This is a genomic window from Flavobacterium sp. (assembly GCF_017985075.1).
Taxonomy (GTDB): Bacteria; Bacteroidota; Bacteroidia; order Flavobacteriales; family Flavobacteriaceae; genus Flavobacterium.
In genome coordinates this window covers 12,691-37,299 of sequence record NZ_JAGNYF010000007.1, presented here as the reverse complement: position 1 = coordinate 37,299, position 24,609 = coordinate 12,691, and the positions used below count along the sequence as shown (strand labels likewise).

23 protein-coding genes are annotated in these 24,609 nt (G+C 32.6%); 16 read left to right on the top strand and 7 right to left on the bottom strand.

The genetic code is table 11. The features are described 5' to 3' along the window. Nucleotides 1–17: 17 nt before the first annotated feature. From KA468_RS02845 to KA468_RS02825, 5 genes are all read right to left on the bottom strand, one after another. Nucleotides 18–2,117: a prolyl oligopeptidase family serine peptidase gene (locus tag KA468_RS02845; RefSeq protein WP_291241436.1), complete on the bottom strand. Its 2,100-nt coding sequence runs from the start codon at nucleotides 2,115–2,117 to the stop codon at nucleotides 18–20. Nucleotides 2,118–2,153: 36 nt separating this feature from the next. Then, nucleotides 2,154–4,364, bottom strand: coding sequence for a TonB-dependent receptor (locus KA468_RS02840; protein ID WP_291241435.1), 2,211 nt, complete (start codon nucleotides 4,362–4,364; stop codon nucleotides 2,154–2,156). Nucleotides 4,365–4,488: 124 nt separating this feature from the next. Continuing rightward, the gene (locus tag KA468_RS02835; RefSeq protein WP_291241434.1) at nucleotides 4,489–4,821 is read right to left on the bottom strand and encodes a hypothetical protein; all 333 of its coding nucleotides are present in this window, start codon (nucleotides 4,819–4,821) and stop codon (nucleotides 4,489–4,491) included. After that, entirely contained in the window at nucleotides 4,821–5,810 is a 990-nt protein-coding gene (locus KA468_RS02830) for an aspartate-semialdehyde dehydrogenase (protein WP_291241433.1), read from the bottom strand. The genes KA468_RS02835 and KA468_RS02830 overlap by 1 nt, the downstream gene beginning before the upstream one ends. A 112-nt stretch (nucleotides 5,811–5,922) precedes the next feature. Beyond that, nucleotides 5,923–6,918 carry a TlpA disulfide reductase family protein gene (locus KA468_RS02825; protein WP_291241432.1) on the bottom strand — a complete coding sequence of 332 codons (996 nt, stop codon included), beginning with the start codon at nucleotides 6,916–6,918 and terminating at the stop codon, nucleotides 5,923–5,925. Between the two features lie 135 nt (nucleotides 6,919–7,053). Here KA468_RS02825 and aspS point away from each other — a divergent pair, with 135 nt between their 5' ends. The 16 genes from aspS (at nucleotide 7,054) to KA468_RS02745 (ending at nucleotide 22,129) form a co-directional block, all read left to right on the top strand. Next, nucleotides 7,054–8,808 carry an aspartate--tRNA ligase gene (gene aspS, locus KA468_RS02820; protein ID WP_291241431.1) on the top strand — a complete coding sequence of 585 codons (1,755 nt, stop codon included), beginning with the start codon at nucleotides 7,054–7,056 and terminating at the stop codon, nucleotides 8,806–8,808. Nucleotides 8,809–8,880: 72 nt separating this feature from the next. Beyond that, complete coding sequence (locus KA468_RS02815) at nucleotides 8,881–9,081, top strand: cold-shock protein (protein WP_291241430.1); 201 nt, start codon at nucleotides 8,881–8,883, stop codon at nucleotides 9,079–9,081. Between the two features lie 177 nt (nucleotides 9,082–9,258). Then, a complete protein-coding gene (locus tag KA468_RS02810; RefSeq protein WP_291241429.1) occupies nucleotides 9,259–9,624 on the top strand; it encodes an NADH-quinone oxidoreductase subunit A in 366 nt (121 codons plus the stop codon). A gap of 11 nt (nucleotides 9,625–9,635) precedes the next feature. Next, nucleotides 9,636–10,184 carry an NADH-quinone oxidoreductase subunit B gene (locus KA468_RS02805; protein WP_166129933.1) on the top strand — a complete coding sequence of 183 codons (549 nt, stop codon included), beginning with the start codon at nucleotides 9,636–9,638 and terminating at the stop codon, nucleotides 10,182–10,184. Between the two features lie 2 nt (nucleotides 10,185–10,186). Then, the gene (locus tag KA468_RS02800; protein WP_291241428.1) at nucleotides 10,187–10,714 is read left to right on the top strand and encodes an NADH-quinone oxidoreductase subunit C; all 528 of its coding nucleotides are present in this window, start codon (nucleotides 10,187–10,189) and stop codon (nucleotides 10,712–10,714) included. A gap of 1 nt (nucleotide 10,715) precedes the next feature. Next, a complete protein-coding gene (locus KA468_RS02795) occupies nucleotides 10,716–11,954 on the top strand; it encodes an NADH-quinone oxidoreductase subunit D (RefSeq protein ID WP_291241427.1) in 1,239 nt (412 codons plus the stop codon). Between the two features lie 93 nt (nucleotides 11,955–12,047). Further along, entirely contained in the window at nucleotides 12,048–12,578 is a 531-nt protein-coding gene (locus KA468_RS02790; RefSeq protein ID WP_291241426.1) for an NAD(P)H-dependent oxidoreductase subunit E, read from the top strand. A 4-nt stretch (nucleotides 12,579–12,582) separates the two neighbouring features. Beyond that, nucleotides 12,583–13,947 (top strand): NADH-quinone oxidoreductase subunit NuoF, encoded by a 1,365-nt coding sequence (gene nuoF / locus KA468_RS02785; protein ID WP_291241425.1) that lies wholly within the window; start codon nucleotides 12,583–12,585, stop codon nucleotides 13,945–13,947. 45 nt (nucleotides 13,948–13,992) lie between these two features. Then, nucleotides 13,993–15,012, top strand: a complete 1,020-nt coding sequence (locus KA468_RS02780) for a 2Fe-2S iron-sulfur cluster-binding protein (protein WP_291241424.1) — start codon at nucleotides 13,993–13,995, stop codon at nucleotides 15,010–15,012. Further along, nucleotides 15,012–16,043, top strand: coding sequence for an NADH-quinone oxidoreductase subunit NuoH (gene nuoH / locus KA468_RS02775; protein WP_291241423.1), 1,032 nt, complete (start codon nucleotides 15,012–15,014; stop codon nucleotides 16,041–16,043). The genes KA468_RS02780 and nuoH overlap by 1 nt, the downstream gene beginning before the upstream one ends. 7 nt (nucleotides 16,044–16,050) lie before the next feature. Next, nucleotides 16,051–16,596 carry an NADH-quinone oxidoreductase subunit I gene (locus tag KA468_RS02770; RefSeq protein ID WP_291241422.1) on the top strand — a complete coding sequence of 182 codons (546 nt, stop codon included), beginning with the start codon at nucleotides 16,051–16,053 and terminating at the stop codon, nucleotides 16,594–16,596. Nucleotides 16,597–16,598: 2 nt separating this feature from the next. Further along, nucleotides 16,599–17,102 (top strand): NADH-quinone oxidoreductase subunit J, encoded by a 504-nt coding sequence (locus tag KA468_RS02765; RefSeq protein ID WP_291241421.1) that lies wholly within the window; start codon nucleotides 16,599–16,601, stop codon nucleotides 17,100–17,102. After that, nucleotides 17,102–17,422: an NADH-quinone oxidoreductase subunit NuoK gene (gene nuoK, locus KA468_RS02760; protein WP_291241457.1), complete on the top strand. Its 321-nt coding sequence runs from the start codon at nucleotides 17,102–17,104 to the stop codon at nucleotides 17,420–17,422. Before KA468_RS02765 ends, nuoK begins: the two co-directional genes overlap by 1 nt. A gap of 6 nt (nucleotides 17,423–17,428) precedes the next feature. Next, the gene (gene nuoL, locus KA468_RS02755; protein ID WP_291241420.1) at nucleotides 17,429–19,318 is read left to right on the top strand and encodes an NADH-quinone oxidoreductase subunit L; all 1,890 of its coding nucleotides are present in this window, start codon (nucleotides 17,429–17,431) and stop codon (nucleotides 19,316–19,318) included. Beyond that, nucleotides 19,318–20,748: a NuoM family protein gene (locus tag KA468_RS02750; protein WP_291241419.1), complete on the top strand. Its 1,431-nt coding sequence runs from the start codon at nucleotides 19,318–19,320 to the stop codon at nucleotides 20,746–20,748. The genes nuoL and KA468_RS02750 overlap by 1 nt, the downstream gene beginning before the upstream one ends. Before the next feature lie 13 nt (nucleotides 20,749–20,761). Next, nucleotides 20,762–22,129 (top strand): NADH-quinone oxidoreductase subunit N, encoded by a 1,368-nt coding sequence (locus KA468_RS02745; protein WP_291241418.1) that lies wholly within the window; start codon nucleotides 20,762–20,764, stop codon nucleotides 22,127–22,129. Between the two features lie 38 nt (nucleotides 22,130–22,167). Here KA468_RS02745 and KA468_RS02740 read toward each other — a convergent pair whose 3' ends face one another. Further along, nucleotides 22,168–23,319: a beta-ketoacyl synthase N-terminal-like domain-containing protein gene (locus tag KA468_RS02740; RefSeq protein WP_291241417.1), complete on the bottom strand. Its 1,152-nt coding sequence runs from the start codon at nucleotides 23,317–23,319 to the stop codon at nucleotides 22,168–22,170. Further along, complete coding sequence (gene bioA, locus KA468_RS02735; protein WP_291241416.1) at nucleotides 23,313–24,590, bottom strand: adenosylmethionine--8-amino-7-oxononanoate transaminase; 1,278 nt, start codon at nucleotides 24,588–24,590, stop codon at nucleotides 23,313–23,315. Before bioA ends, KA468_RS02740 begins: the two co-directional genes overlap by 7 nt. Between the last annotated feature and the right edge of the window lie 19 nt (nucleotides 24,591–24,609).

The following is a 24,609-nucleotide window of genomic DNA, read 5'->3' as shown; positions in this document are numbered from 1 at the left end:
TAAAGGGCTTGTTCTATTTATATTTTTTTGATTCCCATATTATATAAAGTAAATACTTGCATATCTACATTTTCTTGAATGGTTGCTGCTACTGATTTTCCAGCGCCATGCCCTGCGTTTACTTCAATACGAATTAAAACTGGATTGTCTCCAGATTGTTTCGCTTGTAACTCGGCTGCAAACTTGAAACTATGTGCTGGCACTACTCGGTCATCGTGATCGCCAGTAGTCACTAAAGTAGCAGGATATTTTGTTCCCGCTTTTACATTATGTACAGGCGAATACCCTTTAATGTATTCAAACATTTCGGCACTTTGATCAGCTGTTCCATAGTCGTAAGCCCAACCAGCACCAGCGGTAAATGTATGATAACGTAACATATCTAAAACACCAACTGCTGGTAATGCAACTTTAATTAAATCAGGCCGTTGCGTCATTACAGCACCTACTAATAATCCACCATTAGAACCTCCTTTTATGGCTAAATAATCAGATGAGGTATAGTTTTCTTTAATTAGATAATCGGCTGCAGCAATGAAATCATCAAATACATTTTGTTTTTTAAACTGGGTTCCGGCATCGTGCCATTCTTTTCCATATTCGCCACCTCCGCGTAAATTCGCGACAGCGTAAACACCTCCATTTTCTAACCAAACTGCATTTGAAATACTAAATGCAGGAGTTAAACTTACATTAAATCCACCATAACCATATAAAATTGTAGGGTTTTTTCCGTTTAACAATATTCCTTTTTTATAGGTAATAATCATTGGAACTTTTGTACCATCTTTAGAAGTATAAAACACTTGTTTCGATTCGTAATTTGATGAATTGAAATCGACTTTAGGTTGTTGATATATTTCAGATTTTCCTGTTTTTGGGTCAAATGTATAAATGGTATTTGGCGTTACATAATTCGTAAACGAAAAATACAATGTAGTTTCTTTTTCTTTTCCTCCAAATCCTCCAGCCGTTCCAACGCCTGGTAATTCAATATCTCTAACTAATTTTCCGTTATAATCATATTGTTTGATGAACGAAACAGCGTCTTTCATATAACTTGCGAAAATATAACCGCTTCCTGTGTTAGGTGACAGTACATTTTTGGTTTCTGCGATGCAATCTTTCCAATTTTCTTTGGCAGGATTAGCTAAATCAAAAGTCACCACGCGTTTGTTTGGCGCTTTATAATTGGTTACCAAATAAATTTTCGATCCTTTGTTGTCTAAAACATCATTGTCGTTTTCGTAATTATCAATCAATGTTACGATTTTACTGTTTGGTTTTGATAAATCTAAGTAATACAATTCGTTTCCAGAAGTTGAATTTGCAGCGGTAATGAATAAATAGTTTTCATCTTCCGAAACGCCACCGCCAACATACCTTCTTTTTACATCGCCACCATAAATTAATTTATCTGTTTTTTGCGAAGTGTTTAATTTGTGATAATACAATTTGTGTTGGTCGGTTTTTGCCGATAATTCACTTCCTACAGGTTTGTCGTAACTTGAATAATAGAAACCTTCGTTTTTGTACCAAGACACACCACTAAACTTTACATCCACAATGGTATCGCCAATAATTTTCTTAGTTTTAGCTTCCATTACAATAACTTTTCGCCAATCGCTTCCGCCTTCAGAAATAGAATAAGCTACTAAACTTCCGTCTTTACTAAAATCAATTCCGCCTAAAGAAGTGGTTCCATCTTTAGAAAAAGTATTAGGATCTAAAAAAAGTTCTTCTTTTCCATTTTTATCTTTTCGATACAACACCGATTGATTTTGAAGCCCATTATTTTTATAATAATAGGTAAAATCACCTTCTTTAAATGGCGCCGAAATTTTTTCATAATTCCATAATTGCTCCATTCTCGTTTTAAGCTGATTTCTGTATGGAATTTGGGCTAAATAATCATAGGTTACCACATTTTGAGCTTTTACCCAAGCTTCCGTTTCGGTACTTCGGTCATCTTCTAACCAACGATAAGGGTCGCTGATTTTTTCACCAAAATAGGTGTCAACGTGGCCGATTTTTTTCGTTTCAGGATAGGTGATTTTATTTTGAGCCATACTACCGAATGAGAAAATTAAAGTTGTAAAAATAAATATTGCTTTCATATTTTTATTTTTTATTAAGTTACAAATATATGATTTCTACAAATTAAAATTTACACCTAAAACTATATTTCTACCCATATTATTAATACCATCCGTTTTTAAACGAGACAAATGAGCTACATATTGTTTATTTAATAAATTGGTAGCTGTAAGGAACAAATTAAATGTTGCTTTTTTCAACTGAATATCAGTTCCAATTCCTGATGAAAGTAATAGATAATCGTTGGTTTTGGTTTCAAAATTTCCAATTCTATTTTGATTAAATGTATAATTGGCTTGAAAGAATACAAAACTATTTTTAATATTTTTTGAAACATCAAAATTCACTCTAAAATTATTTTTCCATTGATTGGCTGGTAATAATGGTAAATTAGAATTAGTGTTTAATTGTCCAATAACCATTTCGTAGCTACTTGACATATGTAACCAGTCGATTTCGTGTAAATGCAAGTGAATTCCAGTTTCTCCACCATATAAAACAGCATCATTTTGTAAATAATCATACACGAAATTATCATCAATCATTGTTCCATTAGGTGCTATAAAAATATAATTGTTGATATGATTATAAAATCCGTTCGCAAAAAAATCAAAATGTTCGGCATTATAATCAACATTCAAATCAATTTGGAAATTTTGTTCGTTTTTTAAATTTGAATTACCAATTTCGTATCGATTACTTCCTTCGTGCACGCCATTTGAAGATAATTCAGATAAATTTGGTGCTCTAAAACCCGAGGCAAAATTGATTCTTGACGTAATTTTATCCGTAACATCCGTTTTTAATCCTAAAGACGCATTAATGCTTTTGAAGTTTTTATCTAATTTTTGAAAAGCACCTTCCGCCCCAATTTCTCCAAATTCTTCAATATTTACTTTTCTGAAATCATATCGAACCCCAAATTGCAACAGATTTTTTTGAAATGCGTATTGCGAGGTTCCAAAGAAACCAATATCTGCAATTTTTGCATTTGGAATCAATCGTTCTTCTCCAAAATTTCTATTTTCTTGATTCATTCCTTGAAAGCCAATTATCGTTTCAAATTTTCCGAAATCAGGTAAATAATAACGCACATTATAATTAAAAGTTTTCAATTTCATAAAAAGTGTAGTTTCGTCTTGACTTTCCAATTCTTTTCTATCATTAAACACGTAACCAGCTGTTGCTTCTAATTTTGAATTTTTAAAATATAATTTCTGGTTAAAACTTAATAAATGATTTTCGATTTTCTGACTTGGAAATAAGGGCGTTCTAAATGTACTATTTTCGAGGTCATCTTCGGGTAAACCCAAATTTAAATCGTTGTAATTATATCTAAAATCGGCTACATAACGAGAGGTTACATAGGACGTTCCTAATTTAAAATCTTTTTCAATGAAACGCGTATTCACAACTGATTCACCATTTGGTAGTTTGTAATCGGCGTGTGATGAATAATTATTTTGAACTAAAAACTTAAATTTATCTACAGAATTTTTAAAGGTAACCGAACTATTTACACCTTGAGTATTACTATTTACAACTTGATTTACTGAAAATTCAGTTTTATTTGTAGCAGCATATTTTTCTGGATTAAAATACAAAACACCACCCATAGCATCTGAACCATATAATAAAGAAGCGGGTCCTTTTATAATTTCTACACTTTCTTGTCCGTTTACATTTAAACCCAAACCGTGTTCTTCACCAAATTGTTGATTCTCTAATCGAATGCCTTGTGCGTATGTCAAAACTCGGTTTCCGCTCAACCCTCTAATTACAGGTTTTCCTATTGAAATTCCAGTTGAAACAACATTTACTCCTGGGTTAGTAGCCAATGCGTCCGATAAATTTATGGCGCCCATATTTTGTATTTGTTTTAAATTAATATGGTCAATTTTTACCACATTTTCGTTTTGAATAGTATTAAAAACAGAAGAAATTAAAATTTCATCGATATGGTGAACTTCTTTTTCTAAAACAATATCTAAATTTATTTGGTCTTGATTTCCAATACTAATTTGTTGCGATCTGATTTCGAATTTCGCTTTTTTGAAAATCAAAGTTAGTTTTCCAATGGGTAAATTAGTAATTTGAAATTCTCCTTTTTCATTGGATTTCGATTGAATAACGCCATCTAAAATTGAAATTTCAACATTTGAAATAGGTTCGTTATTTTGGTTTTTTAATGTTCCTGAAATAGCATTTTGAGCAAAGCCCAAAGAGGTAAAGCTCATCAATATGATGAGAAAAATATATTTTTTCATTAGTATAAGTTTAAATTTTATTGATTTAAATTGCAATATTTTTTGCCACAGATTAAAAGATTAAAACGATTTTAAATCTGTAATAATCAATGAAATTAGTGGCTTAAATTTACCTTAACAAAACTTAAACTATAGGTGGACCTCGATAAGAAAAATATAAAAATTCATTTTCTTTTACGAAGGATTCGTAAACAGAAGAATAATGAAATGTGTGATTGGGATTTATAAAATCATAAGTTAAAACAGCTTCCGATAAAAAGGCTGCAAATTCAAAATCACAAACCGGACAATCGTTATGATTATCAGCTGATAAATGCGTTTTAGAAGTGTTTTCTTGAGTAACCTCATTGTGAAAATGATGGGCTTCATCTGTAAAAATATGTAACGACTGATAGCATATGGCAAAAAGTAGCGCCAATGCCATCAGCACGTTAAATTTTACATATTTTTTTTGCATTATATCAATTTATTCGCAACTAAATATTCGGCTATTTGTACGGTATTTGTTGCGGCACCTTTGCGTAAATTATCAGCAACAATCCACATATTCAATGTGTTTGGTTGGCTTTCATCTCTACGAATACGTCCTACAAAAACATCATCTTTTCCTTCTGCATAAAACGGCATTGGATACGTAAATGTATCTAAATTATCTTGAACTGTAATTCCTGGTGTATTGTGTAAAAGGGTACGAACTTCATTTACATCAAAATCTGAATAAAACTCCACGTTAACCGCTTCGCTATGTCCGCCAACTACCGGAATTCGTACCGCAGTAGCCGTAACGCCAATGTTTTTATCATTTAAGATTTTTTGCGTTTCACGAACCAATTTCATTTCTTCTTTCGTGTAATCGTTTTCTTCAAACACATCACATTGAGGAATGGCATTTCTATGAATTTGGTATTTATAAGCCATTTCGCCTTTAATACCAGCATATTCGTTTTCTAATTGTTGCACGCCTTTTACTCCTGTTCCGGTAATAGATTGATAGGTAGAAACGATAATACGTTTAATTTTATATTTTTTGTGCAATGGCGCTAAAGCCATTACTAATTGAATCGTAGAACAATTTGCGTTTGGAATAATTTTGTCGGCTGCAGTTAAAATATCGGCATTAATTTCTGGAACGACTAATTTCTTAGTTTCATCCATTCTCCAAGCCGAAGAATTATCAATAACTGTTGTACCTGCAGCAGCAAATTTTGGCGCCCAAGCTAAAGAAGTTTCTCCACCAGCAGAAAACAAAGCAATATCAGCTTTCATATCTACTGCAGTTTGTAAACCTACAACTTTATATGTTTTTCCGTTAAATTCAATTTCTTTACCTACAGATTTTTCTGAAGCAACAGGAATTAATTCCGTTACCGGAAAATTTCTTTCTTTTAATATTTGAAGCATTACTTCTCCCACCATTCCAGTGGCTCCAACTACGGCTACTTTCATTTGTTTATTTATTATTTTTAACTACGCAAAAGTATAAAACTTATTGCTAATAATTTTCATATAAAAAGGTAATAATCATAAAAAAACTGCCCGTAAGCAGTTTTTAAAAAAATTATTTTACTAACGAATCTAATAACGTTACTAATTCAGGTGACGAAGGTCTTGGTGCATCTGCGTTTACAATTTTTCCTTCTGGGCTAATTAAAATAAATCTTGGAATGCCATTGATTTTATAGCCTTGTACAAAATCTGATTTCCAATCTTTATCTGCTAATAATTGAATACCTCCTAAGTTTTTTTCGGTAACAAACTTGCTCCATTTGTCGTGATTTTTTTGCTCGTCAACTGAAATACTTACAAATTCGATATTTTTACCGTGATAAGCCGCTTCAGTTTTTTGTAAAAAAGGAATTTCTTGACGACAAGGACCACACCAAGTTGCCCATACATCAACATATACAAATTTCCCTTTTAAATCTTCTAAAGAGGTAACACCACCTTTATGATTTTCATATTTAAATGTTGGAGAAGCCGTTCCGTTTAATTTTTTTAATTCAAAACCTGCCGAAAGATAATCAATCATACCTTTCATACCGTTTTCAACATCTGATTTGTATTTCGTAACAAAACCAGCGTCTAAATCTTTAGGTAATGCCGCAAAAATAGTTTCTTTATATTTGGCTACTTCTGCAGTTAAAATTTCTAAATTTTCCGCTTTCATCATTGGTTCAAAAGCAGTTTGATCTGCTTGTTTTAGCATTTCAGCAGCTAAAAACGTGTTTTCTTTTGCTCCTTTTCCTTTAAAAGAAATGGTATTATCAAAATCTTTATAATCTAAAGAAACTTGTAAATCTGTAGTATTGGTTAAATATAAATCTGCATATTGCTCAGCAACTTCAAGTTTAAACATTCCATCTTTTACTTTGAAAGTTGCATTAAAATCACCTTTTTTATCTGCCACAATCATTTGGCTGAAACCTCTTGATTTTACATAAATGGTATCTGCTGGTTTGTTTGCAATTTTAGCTGAAAATTTAACTTGAGCACTGGCTGTTAAAGAAAAAACACCTGCTACAACGCCTAATAAAAATGTTTTGTGGTTTGTCATTTTGAAAAATTTAATTTATAAAGTGTAAATATAACAGAATTAAAAAAATAAAATACAAAAAAATTGTTAAGATTATTAATTGTTAAACTAAAATAAAATTTAAAATTATTATACTTTTGCAAAAAACAAATAACAATGTATAGAAGTCATAATTGTGGTGAACTTAACGCTACACATATTAATCAAGAAGTTACCTTAGCGGGTTGGGTTCAAAAAACACGTGATAAAGGTTTTATGATTTGGATTGATTTGCGTGATCGATATGGAATTACGCAATTAATTTTAGACGAAACCAGAACGGATAAAGCCATTTTTGAAGCTGCAAAATCTTTAGGTCGTGAATTTGTGGTTCAAGTGAAAGGAACTGTAATTGAAAGAGAATCTAAAAATAAAAATATTCCAACAGGTGACATTGAAATTTTAGTTTCTGAAATGACTATCTTGAATGAATCGTTAACACCTCCATTTACAATTGAAGATGAAACAGACGGCGGTGAAGATATTCGAATGAAATACCGTTATTTAGATATTCGTAGAAATCCTGTAAAAAACAGCTTATTATTCCGTCATAAAGTGGCGCAAGAAGTACGAAATTATTTATCGAATGAAGGCTTTTGCGAAGTTGAAACACCCTATTTAATAAAATCTACTCCAGAAGGAGCTCGTGATTTCGTAGTGCCAAGTAGAATGAATGAAGGACAATTTTACGCACTTCCACAATCGCCACAAACCTTCAAGCAATTGTTAATGGTAGGTGGAATGGATAAATATTTTCAAATTGTGAAATGTTTCCGTGATGAAGATTTACGTGCAGACAGACAACCCGAATTTACTCAAATTGACTGCGAAATGGCCTTCGTAGAACAAGAAGATATTTTAAATCAGTTTGAAGGATTAACCCGTCATTTACTTAAAGAAGTAAAAGGTATTGAAATAGACAAATTTCCACGTATTACGTACGATTACGCTATGAAAACGTATGGAAATGACAAACCAGACATCCGTTTTGGAATGGAATTTGGCGAGTTAAACGAAGTAACCAAACATAAAGATTTTCCTGTATTTAATGCCGCAGAATTTGTAGTGGGTATTGCAGCTCCTGGTTGTGCAGCTTATACCAGAAAAGAAATCGATGCGTTAATTGATTGGGTAAAACGCCCACAAATTGGAGCAACCGGAATGATTTATTGTAAATATGAATTAGACGGTAGCTTAAAATCATCCGTAGATAAGTTTTTCGATCAAGAAGATTTAAAAAAATGGGCTGACATTACAGGAGCGAAACCTGGAGATATGATTTTTGTTTTATGTGGAAATACCGATAAAACAAGAACCCAACTTTCTGCTTTACGTATGGAATTAGCGACTCGTTTAGGTTTAAGAAATCCAGATGAATTTGCACCACTTTGGGTGTTAGATTTTCCATTATTAGAATGGGATGAAGACAGCGAAAGATACCATGCGATGCACCACCCATTTACTTCTCCAAAACCAGAAGATATGCATTTAATTACTACCGAACCTGGTAAAATTAGAGCCAATGCCTATGATATGGTTTTAAATGGAAACGAAATTGGTGGAGGTTCTATTCGTATACACGATAGAAATTTACAAGAACGAATGTTTGAATTATTAGGATTTACTAAAGAAGAAGCAGAAAATCAATTTGGATTTCTAATGAACGCCTTTCAATTTGGCGCACCACCACACGGCGGGTTGGCCTTTGGATTAGATAGATTAGTAGCTATACTTGGCGGTCAAGAAACTATTAGAGATTTTATTGCCTTTCCAAAAAATAATTCCGGAAGAGATGTGATGATTGACGCACCTTCAATAATCGACGAAAAACAATTAGATGAATTACATATAAAAATAAATATTTCAAAATAAAAACACAATTTTCTTGCTTGTGTTAAATTAATTTATATATTTGCTCATTATTAATAATTAAATACGCATATAATGCAAACAGGAACAGTAAAATTCTTCAATGAAACTAAAGGTTTTGGTTTTATTACTAACGAAGATACAGGTAAGGACATTTTTGTTCACGCTACAGGAATCAATGTTGAAAACTTAAACGAGGGAGACCGCGTTAGTTATGAAGAAGAAGAAGGAAGAAAAGGAATTGTAGCAACTAAAGTTGTAATATTAAACGATTAATTTATTACCGTCTAAAAACGCTCCCGATAACGGAGCGTTTTTTTTGTGTCTTGTTTTTTATTTAGAATGATTATAAATACATTCTTTTTACTAAAATCACCATTCTTAATGTAGTTTAAATTTTGATAATACCTCAATACAAATTAATTTTGTAGCTATTTTCAAAACAACATCAAAATGCAAAATTCTCAAATTGATTTTATACCAATTCTAATGCAAGTACTTCTTGCTGTAGGGTTTGTTGCTTTAACAATTTTTGGCTCAAGCTTATTAGGTCCTAAACGGTCATCTGCAAACAAAGATAAGAGTTTCGAATGCGGAATTGAATCTGTTGGAAACGCACGTATTCCTTTTTCTGTAAAATATTTCTTAGTAGCCATTTTATTCGTTCTTTTTGACGTGGAAGTAATTTTCATGTATCCATGGGCTGTAAATTTTAAAGAAATGGGCGCAGAAGGATTAATCAAGATGAGTATTTTCATGGTTTTATTATTAATTGGATTCTTCTATGTTATCAAGAAGAAAGCATTAGTTTGGGAATAACAATATAAAGTATGGAAAAGAATAAAGTAAATATGGTTGATGCCCCAGAAGGACATGTTGGAGAAGGATTCTTCGCAACAAAATTAGACCAAGTTGTTGGTTTGGCTCGTGCCAATTCATTATGGCCATTACCATTTGCTACTTCATGTTGTGGTATCGAATTTATGGCAACAATGGCATCGCATTATGACTTGGCTCGTTTTGGATCGGAACGTGTGAGTTTTTCTCCTCGTCAGGCAGATATGCTTTTAGTAATGGGAACCATCTCAAAAAAAATGGCGCCAATTTTACGTCAAGTTTACGAACAAATGTCAGAACCTCGCTGGGTTATTGCTGTTGGAGCTTGTGCTTCTTCAGGTGGTATTTTTGATACGTATTCTGTCTTACAAGGTATCGATAAAGTAATTCCTGTAGACGTTTATGTCCCGGGTTGCCCTCCTCGCCCAGAACAAATAGTAGATGGCGTAATGCAACTACAAGAATTAGTAAAAAGTGAATCTCAAAGAAGAAGACATTCTGCAGAATATAAAGAATTGTTAGCTTCCTATAATATAGAATAATAATGGCTTTAGAATCAGTAGATATACAAAGTAAACTTCAAGAAACTTTTGGAGACCACGTAAAGTATTTTAGAACAGAATACGATATGTTTGTTTTGGAAGCCGATGTAGATGTTGTATACAACGTAATAAAATTCTTAAAAGAAGAACCTTCTTTAAACTTTAATTTTCTAACCGATCTTTGTGGTGTGCATTATCCAGATAGTGATATAAACGAGCAATTTTGTGTGGTATATCATTTACATAATTGGTACGAAAACAAAAGAATACGAGTAAAAGCATTTTTAAACGGATCAAATCCTGAAGTTAAATCGGTTGTTTCATTATTTAATTGTGCCAATTGGATGGAACGCGAAACATTTGATTTCTATGGAATTATTTTTGAAGGACATCCAAATTTAGTACGAATTTTGAATATGGATGAAATGACTTCTTTCCCAATGAGAAAAGAATTTCCAATGGAAGATTCAGGAAGAACTGACAAAGACGACCGTTTCTTTGGTAGAACCATTAATAATTTATCAATTTAAGATGGGAAAAGTAACATTACCTGCAGATCATAGATATTATAAATACATCGAGGAGCGTCATAACGAAGACGGAAGCGAATTAGCTATCTTAAACTTAGGCCCTACTCACCCTGCCACTCACGGAATTTTTCAAAACATCTTATTAATGGATGGTGAACGAATTTTAGACGCAGAACCAACTATAGGATACATTCATAGAGCATTTGAAAAAATTGCAGAAAATCGTCCGTTTTATCAAATTACGCCGCTAACAGATAGAATGAATTATTGTTCATCGCCAATTAACAATATGGCTTGGTGGATGACTTTAGAAAAATTATTAGATATCGAAGTTCCAAAACGTGCACAATATTTACGTGTTATTGTAATGGAATTAGCGCGTATAACAGACCACTTAATTTGTAATTCTATTTTAGGAGTGGATACAGGTGCATACACAGGATTCCTTTATGTATTCCAATTCCGCGAAAAGGTATATGAAATTTACGAAGAAATTTGTGGCGCACGTTTAACTACAAATATGGGAAGAATTGGTGGTTTTGAAAGAGATTGGTCGCCAAGAGCTTTTGAATTATTAGATACCTTTTTAAAAGATTTCCCAGTAGCTTGGAAAGAATTTGAAGATTTATTTACAAGAAATAGAATTTTTATTGACCGAACAGTTAATGTTGGTGCAATAACTCCAGAAATGGCAATGGATTACGGATTTACAGGTCCGAATTTAAGAGCCGCTGGTGTAGATTACGATGTTCGTGTCGCGCAACCGTATTGTTCATATGAGGATTTCGAATTTAATGTTCCTGTTGGAAAATCAGGTGATACATACGATAGATTTTGCGTAAGAAACGCTGAAGTTTGGGAGAGTTTAAGCATTATCCGTCAGGCTTTAGATAAAATGCCAGAAGGAAATGTATTCCACGCTGATGTTCCAGATTATTACCTTCCTCCAAAGGAAGATGTTTACCATAATATGGAAGCCTTAATTTATCACTTTAAAATTGTAATGGGTGAAGTACCTGTTCCAGTTGCAGAAGTATATCAACCTGTTGAAGGTGGTAATGGTGAATTAGGTTTTTATTTAATTACAGACGGAAGTAGAACACCATATAGATTGCATTTCAGAAGACCAAGTTTTATATATTATCAAGCTTACCCTGAGATGATTAAAGGAGCAATGTTGTCTGATGCCATTGTAATCTTATCAAGTTTAAATGTAATTGCTGGCGAATTAGACGCTTAATATTGTATAATGTATATTGAAAAAAATGTATAATGAAAAAAGTATAGTGTAAACAAAATACAATTTACATTATACAATATACAAAAAAGAAAAATGGAAATATCAAATATCAAACAAGAGATACACATAACTGAAGCTTTAATGACTCGTATTAACGAACTAATCAGTCATTATCCTGCAGATAAAAAGAAATCGGCATTACTACCCGTTTTACATGAAGTACAAGATGCTCATGACAATTGGTTGAGTGTAGAATTGCAACAAAAAGTAGCTGAAATTTTAGAAATTCTTCCAATTGAAGTGTATGAAGTAGTAACTTTCTATACGATGTTTAACACAAAACCTGTGGCTAAATATATGTTCGAATTTTGCAGAACATCTTGTTGCGCTACTCGCGGAGTAGAAGATTTAATGGATTACGCATGTTCTAAATTGGGCGTAAAAGAAGGAGAAATTACTTCAGACGGATTGTTTCAAGTAGTTGGTGTAGAATGTTTAGGCGCTTGTGGATATGCTCCAATGTTGCAATTAGGCGATTTTTATCACGAAAAACTTACAAAAGATACTTTTGATACGTTAATTGAAGATTGCAAAGCTGAAAAAATAACTTTACACGATAAATAATATCATGGGAAAGAAAATATTATTAGACAAAATCAATATTCCAGGAATTAAAACCTATGAGGTTTACCGTGAAAATGGCGGTTATAAATCAGTAGAAAAAGCGTTAACCATGCAACCAGACGATATTACTGAAGAAGTAAAAGCTTCAGGACTTCGTGGTCGAGGTGGTGCCGGTTTTCCAGTAGGGATGAAATGGAGTTTTATCGATAAAAAATCAGGAAAACCACGTCATTTAGTTTGCAATGCAGACGAATCGGAACCAGGTACTTTTAAAGACCGTTTCTTAATGGAATATATTCCTCACCTTTTAATAGAAGGAATGATTACTTCAAGTTTTGCTCTTGGCGCGAATCTTTCTTACATATATATTAGAGGAGAATATATGTGGGTGTACAAAATTTTAGAAAAAGCTATCAAAGAAGCTTATGCTGCAGGTTGGTTAGGTAAAAATATTAAAGGTTCTGGTTTCGATTTAGATTTATATGTTCACGTTGGTGCGGGAGCATATATTTGTGGAGAAGAAACGGCTTTAATCGAATCTTTAGAAGGTAAAAGAGGAAATCCTCGTATCAAACCACCATTTCCTGCAATTTCAGGTTTGTGGGCGAACCCAACTGTGGTAAATAATGTAGAATCAATTGCTGCTGTGCCTTGGATTGTAATGAATTCTGGTGCTGAATATGCAAAAATTGGTTTAGAACGATCTACTGGGACCAAATTAATTTCTGCTTCTGGGCATATTAAAAATCCAGGTGTGTACGAAATTGAAATGGGAATTACAGTAGAAGAATTTATGAATTCTGACGAGTATTGTGGCGGTATGATTGATGACAGACCTTTAAAGGCTTTAGTTCCTGGAGGTTCTTCGGTGCCGATTTTACCAGCACATTTAATATACAAAACTGCCGCAGGAACAGACCGATTAATGACCTACGAATCCTTATCAGATGGAGGTTTCGCAACAGGTTCAATGTTAGGTTCTGGAGGTTTTATTGTTTATAATGATACGACTTGTATCGTAAGAAACACATGGAATTTTTCTCGTTTTTATCACCATGAAAGTTGCGGACAATGTACGCCTTGTCGTGAAGGAACGGGTTGGTTAGAAAAAATATTATGGAGAATTGAAAACGGTCAAGGACGTGAAGAAGACATCGACTTACTTTGGAATATTCAATCAAAAATTGAAGGAAACACCATTTGCCCATTAGGCGATGCTGCTTCGTGGCCAGTAGCTGCTGCTATTCGTCATTTCAGAGAAGAATTTGAATATCACGTAAGATTCCCAGAAAAAATTAAAGATAGAAACCATTATGTGAACGAACCTTTTGAAAAAGTTCGTCATTTAATTGGAAAACAAACTGTTTAATAAAAAACTCAAAAATGATTCTATTAAGAATCAAACAATTATAACATGAAAGTAACCATAGACGGACAAAGCGTTGAAGTAGAACCAGGAACAACTATCCTGCAAGCTGCACGTATGATTGGAGGCGATTTAGTGCCGCCAGCCATGTGTTATTATTCGAAATTAAAAGGAAGCGGCGGAAAATGTCGTTGCTGTTTAGTCGAAGTGGCTAAAGGTAGCGAAGCTGATCCAAGACCTATGCCAAAATTAATGGCATCTTGTGTTACAGGATGTATGGATGGTATGGAAGTGAATAGTAAAAATTCAGGCAGAGTAACAGAAGCCAGAAAATCTGTAACCGAGTTTTTATTAATTAATCACCCTTTAGATTGTCCTGTTTGTGACCAAGCCGGAGAATGTAATTTACAAGATTTAAGTTTCGAACACGGAAAATCAGAAACTCGTTTCATTGAAGAAAAAAGAACTTTTGAACCAGAAAATATTGGCGATAAAATTCAATTACACATGAACCGTTGTATTTTGTGTCAACGTTGTACGACTTTAGCAGACCAATTAACAGATAAAAGAGTTCATGGTGTTTTAAATCGTGGAGACCATGCACAAATTTCAACTTGTGTTTCTGCTGCGATTGACAATGAATTCTCTGGAAATATGATTGATGTTTGTCCTGTTGGCGCTTTAACAGACAAAACATTCCGTTTCAAAAGCAGAGTATGGTTTAATAAACCTTTTGATGCACACAGAGAATGTACAACTTGTTGTGGAAAAACAACTGTTTGGATGTTCGGAAACGAGATTCAAAGAGTTACAGGTAGAAAAGACCAATATGGTGAAGTAGAAGAATTTATTTGCAATACTTGTCGTTTCGATAAAAAAGAAGTGTCAGACTGGACAATTGAAGGTCCGAAAAAATTTGCAAAAGATTCTGTAATTAACCAAAACAATTATACCCGTACTTTGGAAAAAGTAACTATCGATACAGAAAAAAACATATTATTAGGTCGCGATGAAGATCGTGTTAAAATTAGTATGTCAGGTGTTCCATTAAAAAATACAAACAACTAATGGATAGCGTATTTATTATAGAAAAAAGTGTCATTATAGTAGCCGTATTTGCTTTAACTATGCTTATGGCAATGTATTCCACTTGGGCAGAACGTAAAGTTGCTGCATTTTTACAAGACCGTGTAGGACCAAATCGTGCAGGATGGGGAGGTTTATTACAACCACTTGCCGATGGAGCCAAATTGTTTACTAAAGAAGAATTTTTTCCAAATACACCTAACAGATTTTTATTTATTTTAGGACCTGCCATTGCTATGAGTACGGCCTTAATTACAAGTGCTGTTATTCCTTGGGGAGATAAAATTCACGTTTTCGGAAGAGATGTAATTCTTCAAGCTACAGATATTGATGTATCAATTCTGTATGTTTTTGGCGTATTGTCAATTGGTGTTTATGGAATTATGATTGGTGCTTGGGCATCAAATAACAAATATTCATTAATGTCTGCTGTTCGTGCTTCTTCGCAAATGATTTCTTATGAAGTGGCGATGGGATTAGCCATGATTTCCATTTTAATGATGTCGGGTTCTTTATCTTTAAAAGACATTACTGTAATGCAAGCCAACGACGGATGGAATATCTTCTATCAACCATTAGCATTTTTGATTTTCTTAATTTGTTCATTTGCAGAAACCAACAGAACGCCTTTCGATTTAGCAGAATGTGAATCAGAATTAATTGGTGGTTATCATACCGAATATTCTTCAATGAAAATGGGATTCTATTTATTTGCTGAATATGCAAATATGTTTATCTCTTCAACAATTTTAGCCGTTGTATTCTTAGGAGGTTACCACTTTCCAGGAATGGCTTGGGTAAATGAAAATTGGGGTATAAATATTGGTGCTTTATTAGGATTTTTAACCTTATTCGCAAAAATATGTTTCTTCATCTTTTTCTATATGTGGGTAAGATGGACGATTCCACGTTTCAGATACGATCAATTGATGCATTTGGGTTGGAAAATATTAATACCATTAGCGGTTATTAATATTATTATTACAGGAATTGTAATGGTTTTATTTAATTAGTAAGAAAATGTCAATACAACAAATATCATTATCAGGAAGAAAAATGGAAGTTTCCAATAAGGAAATGACATTCTTAGAACGAATTTACGTTTGGACAATTCTGAAAGGATTATGGACTACTCTTAAACATTTGTTTAGAAGAAAAGTAACCATAAAATATCCTGAAGAAGTTCGCGAAATGAGTCCAGTAGCTCGTTTACAACATATGCTAATGCGTGACGAGGAAGGAAAAGAAAGATGTACCGCTTGCGGATTATGTGCCTTATCTTGTCCTGCAGAAGCCATCACAATGAAAGCTGCAGAAAGAAAAGCAGATGAAAAACATTTGTACAGAGAAGAAAAATACGCCGAAATTTATGAAATAAATATGTTACGTTGTATTTTCTGTGGTTTATGTGAAGAAGCGTGTCCTAAAGAAGCAATTTACTTAACAAAATCTAAGAAAATTGTAAATTCAGGTTACGAAAGAGAAGATTTTATCTACGGAAAAGACAAACTAGTGATGCCTTTAGACATGGCTATTAAAAACACGCAAACTAATACCGTAAATTAATTATGATAGAAATTGTTTTTTATATATTATCAGCCATAACATTAGGAACGGCATTTTTAACTGTTTTTAGCAAAAATGCAATTCATAGTGCTATTTATTTAGTAATATGCTTTTTTTCATTAGCAGGACATTACTTGCTTTTTAATGCACAATTTTTGGCTATCGTACATATAATAGTGTATGCAGGAGCTATTATGGTATTATTGTTATTTACCTTAATGCTTATGAATTTAGACAAAGAAGACGAAACATCTAAACCACTTTATGCAAAACTTGCAGCCGTTTTTTCAGCTGGAATTTTAGGATTGGTTTTAATTGCAGCACTTCGTAAAGCACAACCAGAAAATATAGAATATGTAAATTCTGGAGTAGACTATCAATCCATAAAAGTATTAGGAAAAGTATTATTAAATGAGTACCAAGTTCCATTCGAGTTTGCCTCAGTTTTATTACTTGTTTCTATGATTGGTGCCGTTTTAATTTCTAAAAAAGAAGAAAAAATTTAATTATGAACATATTAGAACACGTTGGTATTGGTAACTACATTACACTTTCAGCTTTGCTGTTTTGTATTGGTGCGTTTGGACTTCTATACAGAAGAAATGCCATAATCATGTTTATGTCAATTGAAATTATGTTAAATGCTGTCAACTTACTTTTGGTTGCGTTTTCTTCGTATCATGAAGATCCATCAGGGCAAGTTTTTGTATTTTTCACTATGGCAGTCGCTGCAGCTGAAGTAGCTGTTGGATTGGCAATTCTTGTTTCGGTATTTAGAAATATTGGAAATATTGACATCGATAATTTAAAAAATCTAAAAGGATAATTCTAAATGAATACTACAATATTACTCTTATTATTTACGCCGTTAGTTGGTTTTTTAATCAACACATTTTTCGGTAAATCATTAGGAAAAACAATTTCTGGTGCTATTGGAACAACAGCAATTGTTGTATCTTTTTTATGTGCGATTTCATTATTTTCTCAAATTAATACCGATGGAAAAGCCATAACTTTTCATTTGGCAGATTGGTTTTCAATTGGAAATATAAAAATAAATTTTTCTTTCTTATTAGATCAATTATCTGTTTTATGGTTGTTGTTCGTAACAGGAATTGGGGCTTTGATTCATCTATACTCTATTAGTTACATGCACGAAGATGAAAATATGCACAAATTTTTCTCTTATTTAAATTTGTTTGTATTCTTCATGATTGCTTTAGTAGCTGGAAGTAACTTACTAATTATGTTCATTGGTTGGGAAGGCGTAGGTTTATGTTCCTACTTACTAATTGGATTTTGGTATAAAAACCAAGATTATAATGATGCTGCGAAAAAAGCATTTATTATGAACCGTATTGGAGATTTAGGTTTCTTAATAGGAATTTTTATTTTAGGACAATGGTTTAATACTTTAGATTTTGTAGAATTAAAAAATATAATTTTACCATTAAAACTAGATAATGTAGATTCAACTTGGTTAAGTATCGCAGCACTATGTTTATTTATTGGTGCTTGTGGAAAATCGGCACAATTACCATTAGCTACGTGGTTACCAGACGCGATGGCTGGACCAACACCAGTTTCTGCATTAATTCACGCAGCAACTATGGTAACAGCAGGTATTTTTATGATTACCAGAATGAATTTCTTATTCGATTTAACACCAGAAATTCAAAACGTAGTTGCAATCGTTGGGGCTATTACAGCAATTGTTGCAGCATCAATTGGTTTAGTTCAAAACGATATTAAAAAAGTATTAGCGTATTCAACAGTATCCCAATTGGGTTTAATGTTTTTAGCATTAGGTTTAGGGGCTTACGAAGTAGCCGTATTCCACGTAATTACTCACGCTTTCTTTAAAGCTTGTTTATTCTTAGGTTCAGGTTCTGTAATTCACGCGTTACACGGAGAACAAGATATGAGAAATATGGGTGGTTTAAGAAAAGTAATGCCAATTACGTTTTGGACAATGATGATATCAACTTTAGCGATTTCAGGTATTTTTCCTTTCTCTGGTTTCTGGTCTAAAGACGAAATTTTAATGACAGCTTTTCATAGTAACATCCCTTTATGGGTGGTTGGTTCAATTGCTTCTATTATGACTGCTTTTTATATGTTCCGTTTGATGTATTTAACTTTCTTCAACGACTTTAGAGGCACTGAGGAACAAAAACATCATTTACACGAAAGTCCTGCACTAATTACTTTTCCATTAGTAATTTTGGCAACATTGGCGGCAATTGGTGGAGCCATTAGCTTACCAGGACATAGTTGGTTAAATCATTATTTAGCACCTTTATTCAAAAAACATGAAGCGCATCATTTAGATGGTCAAGCTTATATGTTAATGGCTATTGCAACAGTTGGTGCTATAGTCGGAATTGGTATTGCTTATTCTAAATATCTTAAGAAAAAAGAAATTCCAGTTGCTGATTCAGAAGTTAAAGGGTTACACAAAGTTTTATCTAACAAATATTATTTAGATGAAATTTATATGGCTACGATAGTAAAACCAATCTATATGATTTCAAGTTTTGCTAAAAAATATGTGGAGAAATTTATTTCAAAAGCAGTTATTGGTTTAGGTGGTGCTACATATGCATTATCTATAAAAGGAAAGAAAATTCAAAATGGTAATATTGGTGTGTATTTATTTGCATTCATATTCGGAATGGTTGGGTTTTTAGTTTATGTATTTATAATTCGAGATGTAAAATAATGGATAGTAGTATCGTTTTAATTGTATTATTAGTTGGCGCATTCGTCACCTATTTATCAGGAAACAAGTTCGCACCTAAAATAGCTTTAGTATCAAGTATTGCTGCTTTCGGAGTGACACTATTAAGTTTAAATGCTTATCAAGCAGGTGAAAATTTAGATGTAAATGTACCTTGGATTACTCAACTAAACATAAACTTCGCCTTACACGTTGATGGTTTATCGTTAGTGATGTTATTGTTAACCACTGGATTATTACCCTTAATTATCTTATCTGGATTTATCACAAAATTTGAAAATTCAAGATCTATTTATGCATTAATGCTATTTATGGGTTTTGCAATGGCAGGAACGTTTTTAGCATCAGATGGAATTTTATATTATATATTTTGGGAAATTGCATTAATTCCTATTTATTTCATTGCCTTAAATTGGGGTAATGGAGATTTAGAAGAACGTAAAAAAGCCATTTTAAAATTCTTTATTTATACGTTTGCAGGATCTTTATTTATGCTTTTAGCATTTATTTATTTGTATACAAAAGGTGGTAGTTTTGACATCAATAAACTATATGCGTTACAACTAACAACTTCAGAAAAAACATATATTTTCGTTGCTTTCTTTTTAGCATATGCTATTAAAATTCCATTAATTCCATTCCATACTTGGCAAGCCAACACGTATAGCAAAGCGCCTGCTGTTGGTACGATGTTATTGTCTGGAATTATGTTAAAAATGGGATTATACAGTGTGCTAAGATGGCAATTGCCATTAACAGATGAAGTAGCAAAAGCACACATTCCATATATAGTTGCATTATCAATTGCCGGAATTATTTATGGTGCGATTGTAACATTAAAACAAAAAGACATTAAGAAATTTTTAGCCTATTCGTCTTTATCACACGTTGGTTTAATTGCTGCTGGTTTATATTCTTTAACTTTTGAAGGATTTCAAGGTGCGGTTTTGCAAATGCTTTCTCACGGAATTGTAATTGTTGGATTATTTTATGTTGTAGAATTAATTTACAGCAGATACAACACCTACGAAATTAAAGAAATGGGCGGCATCAGAATTCAAGATACGTATTTTGCATCGTTATTTATGATTATAATGTTAGCCTCTGTTGCGTTACCAACAACTTTTAATTTTATTGGCGAATTTAATTTACTTTACAGTTTATTTAAAGTAAACATCTGGTATGCCGTGGTTGCAGGTACAACAATTATTTTAGGCGCATTTTATATGTTACGAATGTTTCAAAAAGTAATGCTTGGATCAGAAACAAAATCATTTAAAAAAATAACAAAACAAGAAAGCATTGTATTAGTAATTATAGTAGGTTTAACAATTTTCTTCGGATTATTTCCACAACCAATTATCGATTTAATTACACCAAGTTTACAATCAATTTTAACTCAAATTAAATAATAATCATCATAAAATGACTACATTAATTGCTATAATAGGAATCGGAATATTTTGTTTATTAGCAGAAATAATGAATCTAAAAAAGATTATTATTCCTGTATCAATAATCGCCTTAATGGGGTTATTTGGTGTAAACTTAATTGATGAATTACCAGAAATCTCAGGTTACGAATCAATGATAATTTCAGATAAATTTGCAAAAGCATTTTCAAGTTTATTTATATTATTAACGGCTTTGCTTATTTTAATGAGTGCGCCGAGCTACAAAAACAGTTCAAAATTATCAGATTTTATTTCGATAAAAATATTTATGCTTTCTGGTGCGGTGGCAATGGTAAGTTTTAGCAATTTAGCTATGTTTTTCTTAGGAATCGAAGTATTATCTATAGGATTATATGTATTAGCAGGAAGTGATAGATTAAACATAAAAAGTAATGAAGCAGGTATGAAATACTTTTTAATGGGTTCTTTTGCTTCAGGTATTTTATTATTTGGAATTACGATGTTATACGGTGCAACAGGCACTTTTGATATCGGAACCTTATACGAAGCATCAATTTCTGCAAGTACTGAATTTTGGTTTTACATTGGTGTGATTTTAATTACAATTGGAATGCTGTTTAAAGTAGCCGCTACACCAATGCATTTCTGGGCTCCAGATGTATATGAAGGCGCTCCAACTCAAGTAACGGCAATAATGAGTACTTTAGCTAAAGTTGCAGCTATGGCTTCATTCTTTAAGTTAATTACAATATTAAACAGCCAAATGCTTTACAGTTATACACAGGTAATTGTTGTAGTTGTAATTGCAACTATGTTATTTGGTAACGTAATGGCACTTCGTCAGAAAAAAATAAAAAGAGTTATTGCTTATTCAGGTATTTCACATACTGGATTTATGCTTTTAACTTTATTAAACATAAATGCCGCAGAAAACAATTTATTATTTTACGCCGCATCGTATGCAATAGCTGGATTAGCAGCATTTTCAGTAATTTTATTTGTTACTAAAAATGAAGATAATGATTTCATAGACAACTTTAATGGCTTAGGTAAAAAACATCCATTAATGGCTTTTATTATAACCATCGCTTTATTATCAATGGCTGGAATTCCAATTTTAGCAGGGTTTTTTGCTAAGTTTTTCTTACTAAATCAAATAATCTCAAGTGGCTTTATTGGATTGGCAATTGTAGCCATTATTAACTCAATGATTGCAGTTTACTACTATTTTAAAATAGTAATCGCTATGTATACAAAAGAACCTACATATGGTAAAGAATACGCCAATCATTCAGAATATTATATAGTTGGAATAGTAGCTACAGTATTATTAATTCTGATAGGAATTTTCCCAGATTCGATACTGAATTTAATATAAGATATAAGAGAGTCCAAAATTACATTTGGACTTTTTTTTTACAACTCAATCAAAACAGAAACAGCATTGCCACCAAATCCAACGGCATTTACCAATATTCTATTTAATTTCTTAGTCGTGTTTTGATTTTTATAAAAAGGCGTTTCAATAAAATGTTGGTTTTGAAGCATCAATATGGCCAATTCAATACTCAATAATCCTGAGGTAGCAAACGTATGCCCTACTTTCCACTTATTTGAAGTTAACAAAGGTAATTTGTTTCCAAACACTTTTTTTATGGCTTCAAATTCCGTTTTATCACCCTGAATAGTTCCTGGTGCGTGCATTACGATTGCATCAATATCATTAACATTATAGCTTCCAATAGCCATTTTCATGGATTTTTGAAAACATTCCGCCTCAGTTGAAATAGAAGTACTACTTGATAAAATTTCTGTAGCAAATCCAATTCCTGTGATTTTGGCAATTGCTTTTTCCGAAGAAAGTGATAACGACAAACACGCCGCCGCCTCGCCCAAAACCATTGTATTAGATGTTTTTTCGAAATCCAAACATCTATTAGCTAAAGCATTATCTTCATTAGAATACACTTTTAAAGCCGTCATTTGGCTTAACGTAAAAGGTGTTAAAGGTGCTTCACTTGCCCCCACTAAAAACTGATTACACATTCCTGATTGCAACCAAGCAATTCCATTTAACAAAGCGTGCAAACCTGTGGAACAAGTAATTGAATGCGAAATTTCCGGACCATCTGTTTGTAAATCGTGCGACACCCAACTAGAAATATTTCCTAAAGTTGTAGCTGGAGAAGTAAACGTAGAAACCAATCCTTCATTAATAAAATCAGTATGGTACTTTTCAAATAATGTGGTAGCACCACGAGAAGATCCAAAATTAATTCCAATATTTTTATTCGAAAAATTACTGTTTTCAAAGCATTTTCTGGCAACCAAAATCGCCATTACTACCGATTTATCCAGATGTTTATATTTTGAATCTGAATTAATAATAGTATTTAAAAAAGTAATTTCTTTATCTGAAAATTTAGAAACCCAATATTCTTTTTTTGTAGCTTCTAACTTTTGAAACAACGAATTTTCATGCAAATAATTATTCCAAATTTCGGCAGAAGTAATTCCTAATGCAGAAATAGAAGCTATTGAATTTATATAAACAGGTTGTTTTAACATGAAATATCGTTTAAAGCTTGTTCGATAGTAGTATAAATTTGTTGCAAACTTTCCTCAGAAATAATGTAAGATGGTAAAATATAAATCACATTGCCAACTGGTCGTAAAATAATACCTTTCTCAATAAAATAATTATAAAATTCATTGCGTAAAGTACTATAATACGATTGTTTTTCAGAAACCTGAATTTCTAAAGCAAAAATAACTCCTAAAACACGAGTTGATTTTACCTTTAAATGTTTAGAAATATGTTTTTCAAACTCAAGATGCGAAACGTTAATCCTATTGATATTCTCATAAGTTTCTGGCTTTTCTAATAATGAAATACTCGCTAAAGCTGCTGCACAACCCGTTGGATTTGCAGTAAAAGTATGTCCGTGAAAAAGTGCATGATTGACATTATCACTCACAAAACCATCGAAAATGTCTTGTGAAAAAGTCGTAATCGCCATTGGAATTGTGCCACCCGTAAGAGCTTTACTCAAACACATCATATCGGGTTGGTTTTTCAAATAATCACAAGCAAACAGTTTTCCTGTTTTTCCAAAACCTGTCATCACTTCATCTGCAATGGTGAAAACATCATTTTTCTTACAAATTGAAAGCAAATTGTCTAATTCAGCAGCTTCGTACATAACCATTCCAGCAGCTCCTAAAACCAAAGGTTCAAAAATAAAAGCAGCGACTTCATTTTCAGAAATTGCCTTTTCTAATGCTAATTTTGAAATTTCTTCATTGCCTTTTGTAGGAACTGGAATTCGAACTACATTAATTAATGCCTCTTGAAACGCTTCTGTAAACAAGCCAATACCACTTACTGCCATAGCTCCGAAAGTATCTCCGTGAAAAGCATCTTCAAAAGCAATGATGGTGTTTTTTTTAATTCCTTTGTTATAATGATATTGAAAAGAAGCTTTTATAGCCACTTCCACAGCCGTAGAACCGTTATCAGAATAAAAGAATTTTCTTTGATTTGAAGGCAAAATTTCGACTAATTTTTCGGCTAATTCTACCACAACATTATGAGTAAAACCACCAAACAAAACGTGTTCTAAAGTCGTAAGTTGTTTGTAAATGGCATCTGCAATAAACGTATTACTATGCCCAAACGGATTGACCCACCAAGACGCAATAGCATCAATATATTGTTTCCCGTTTTCATCCCATAAAAATTCGTCTTTTCCTTTTACTATAGCAGGAAAATGCGAATTTATTTTATGTTGTGTATACGGATGCCAGTTATATATACTATCTTTTTCTGAAAGTGTCATTTTTTAAAAAGAATATAGA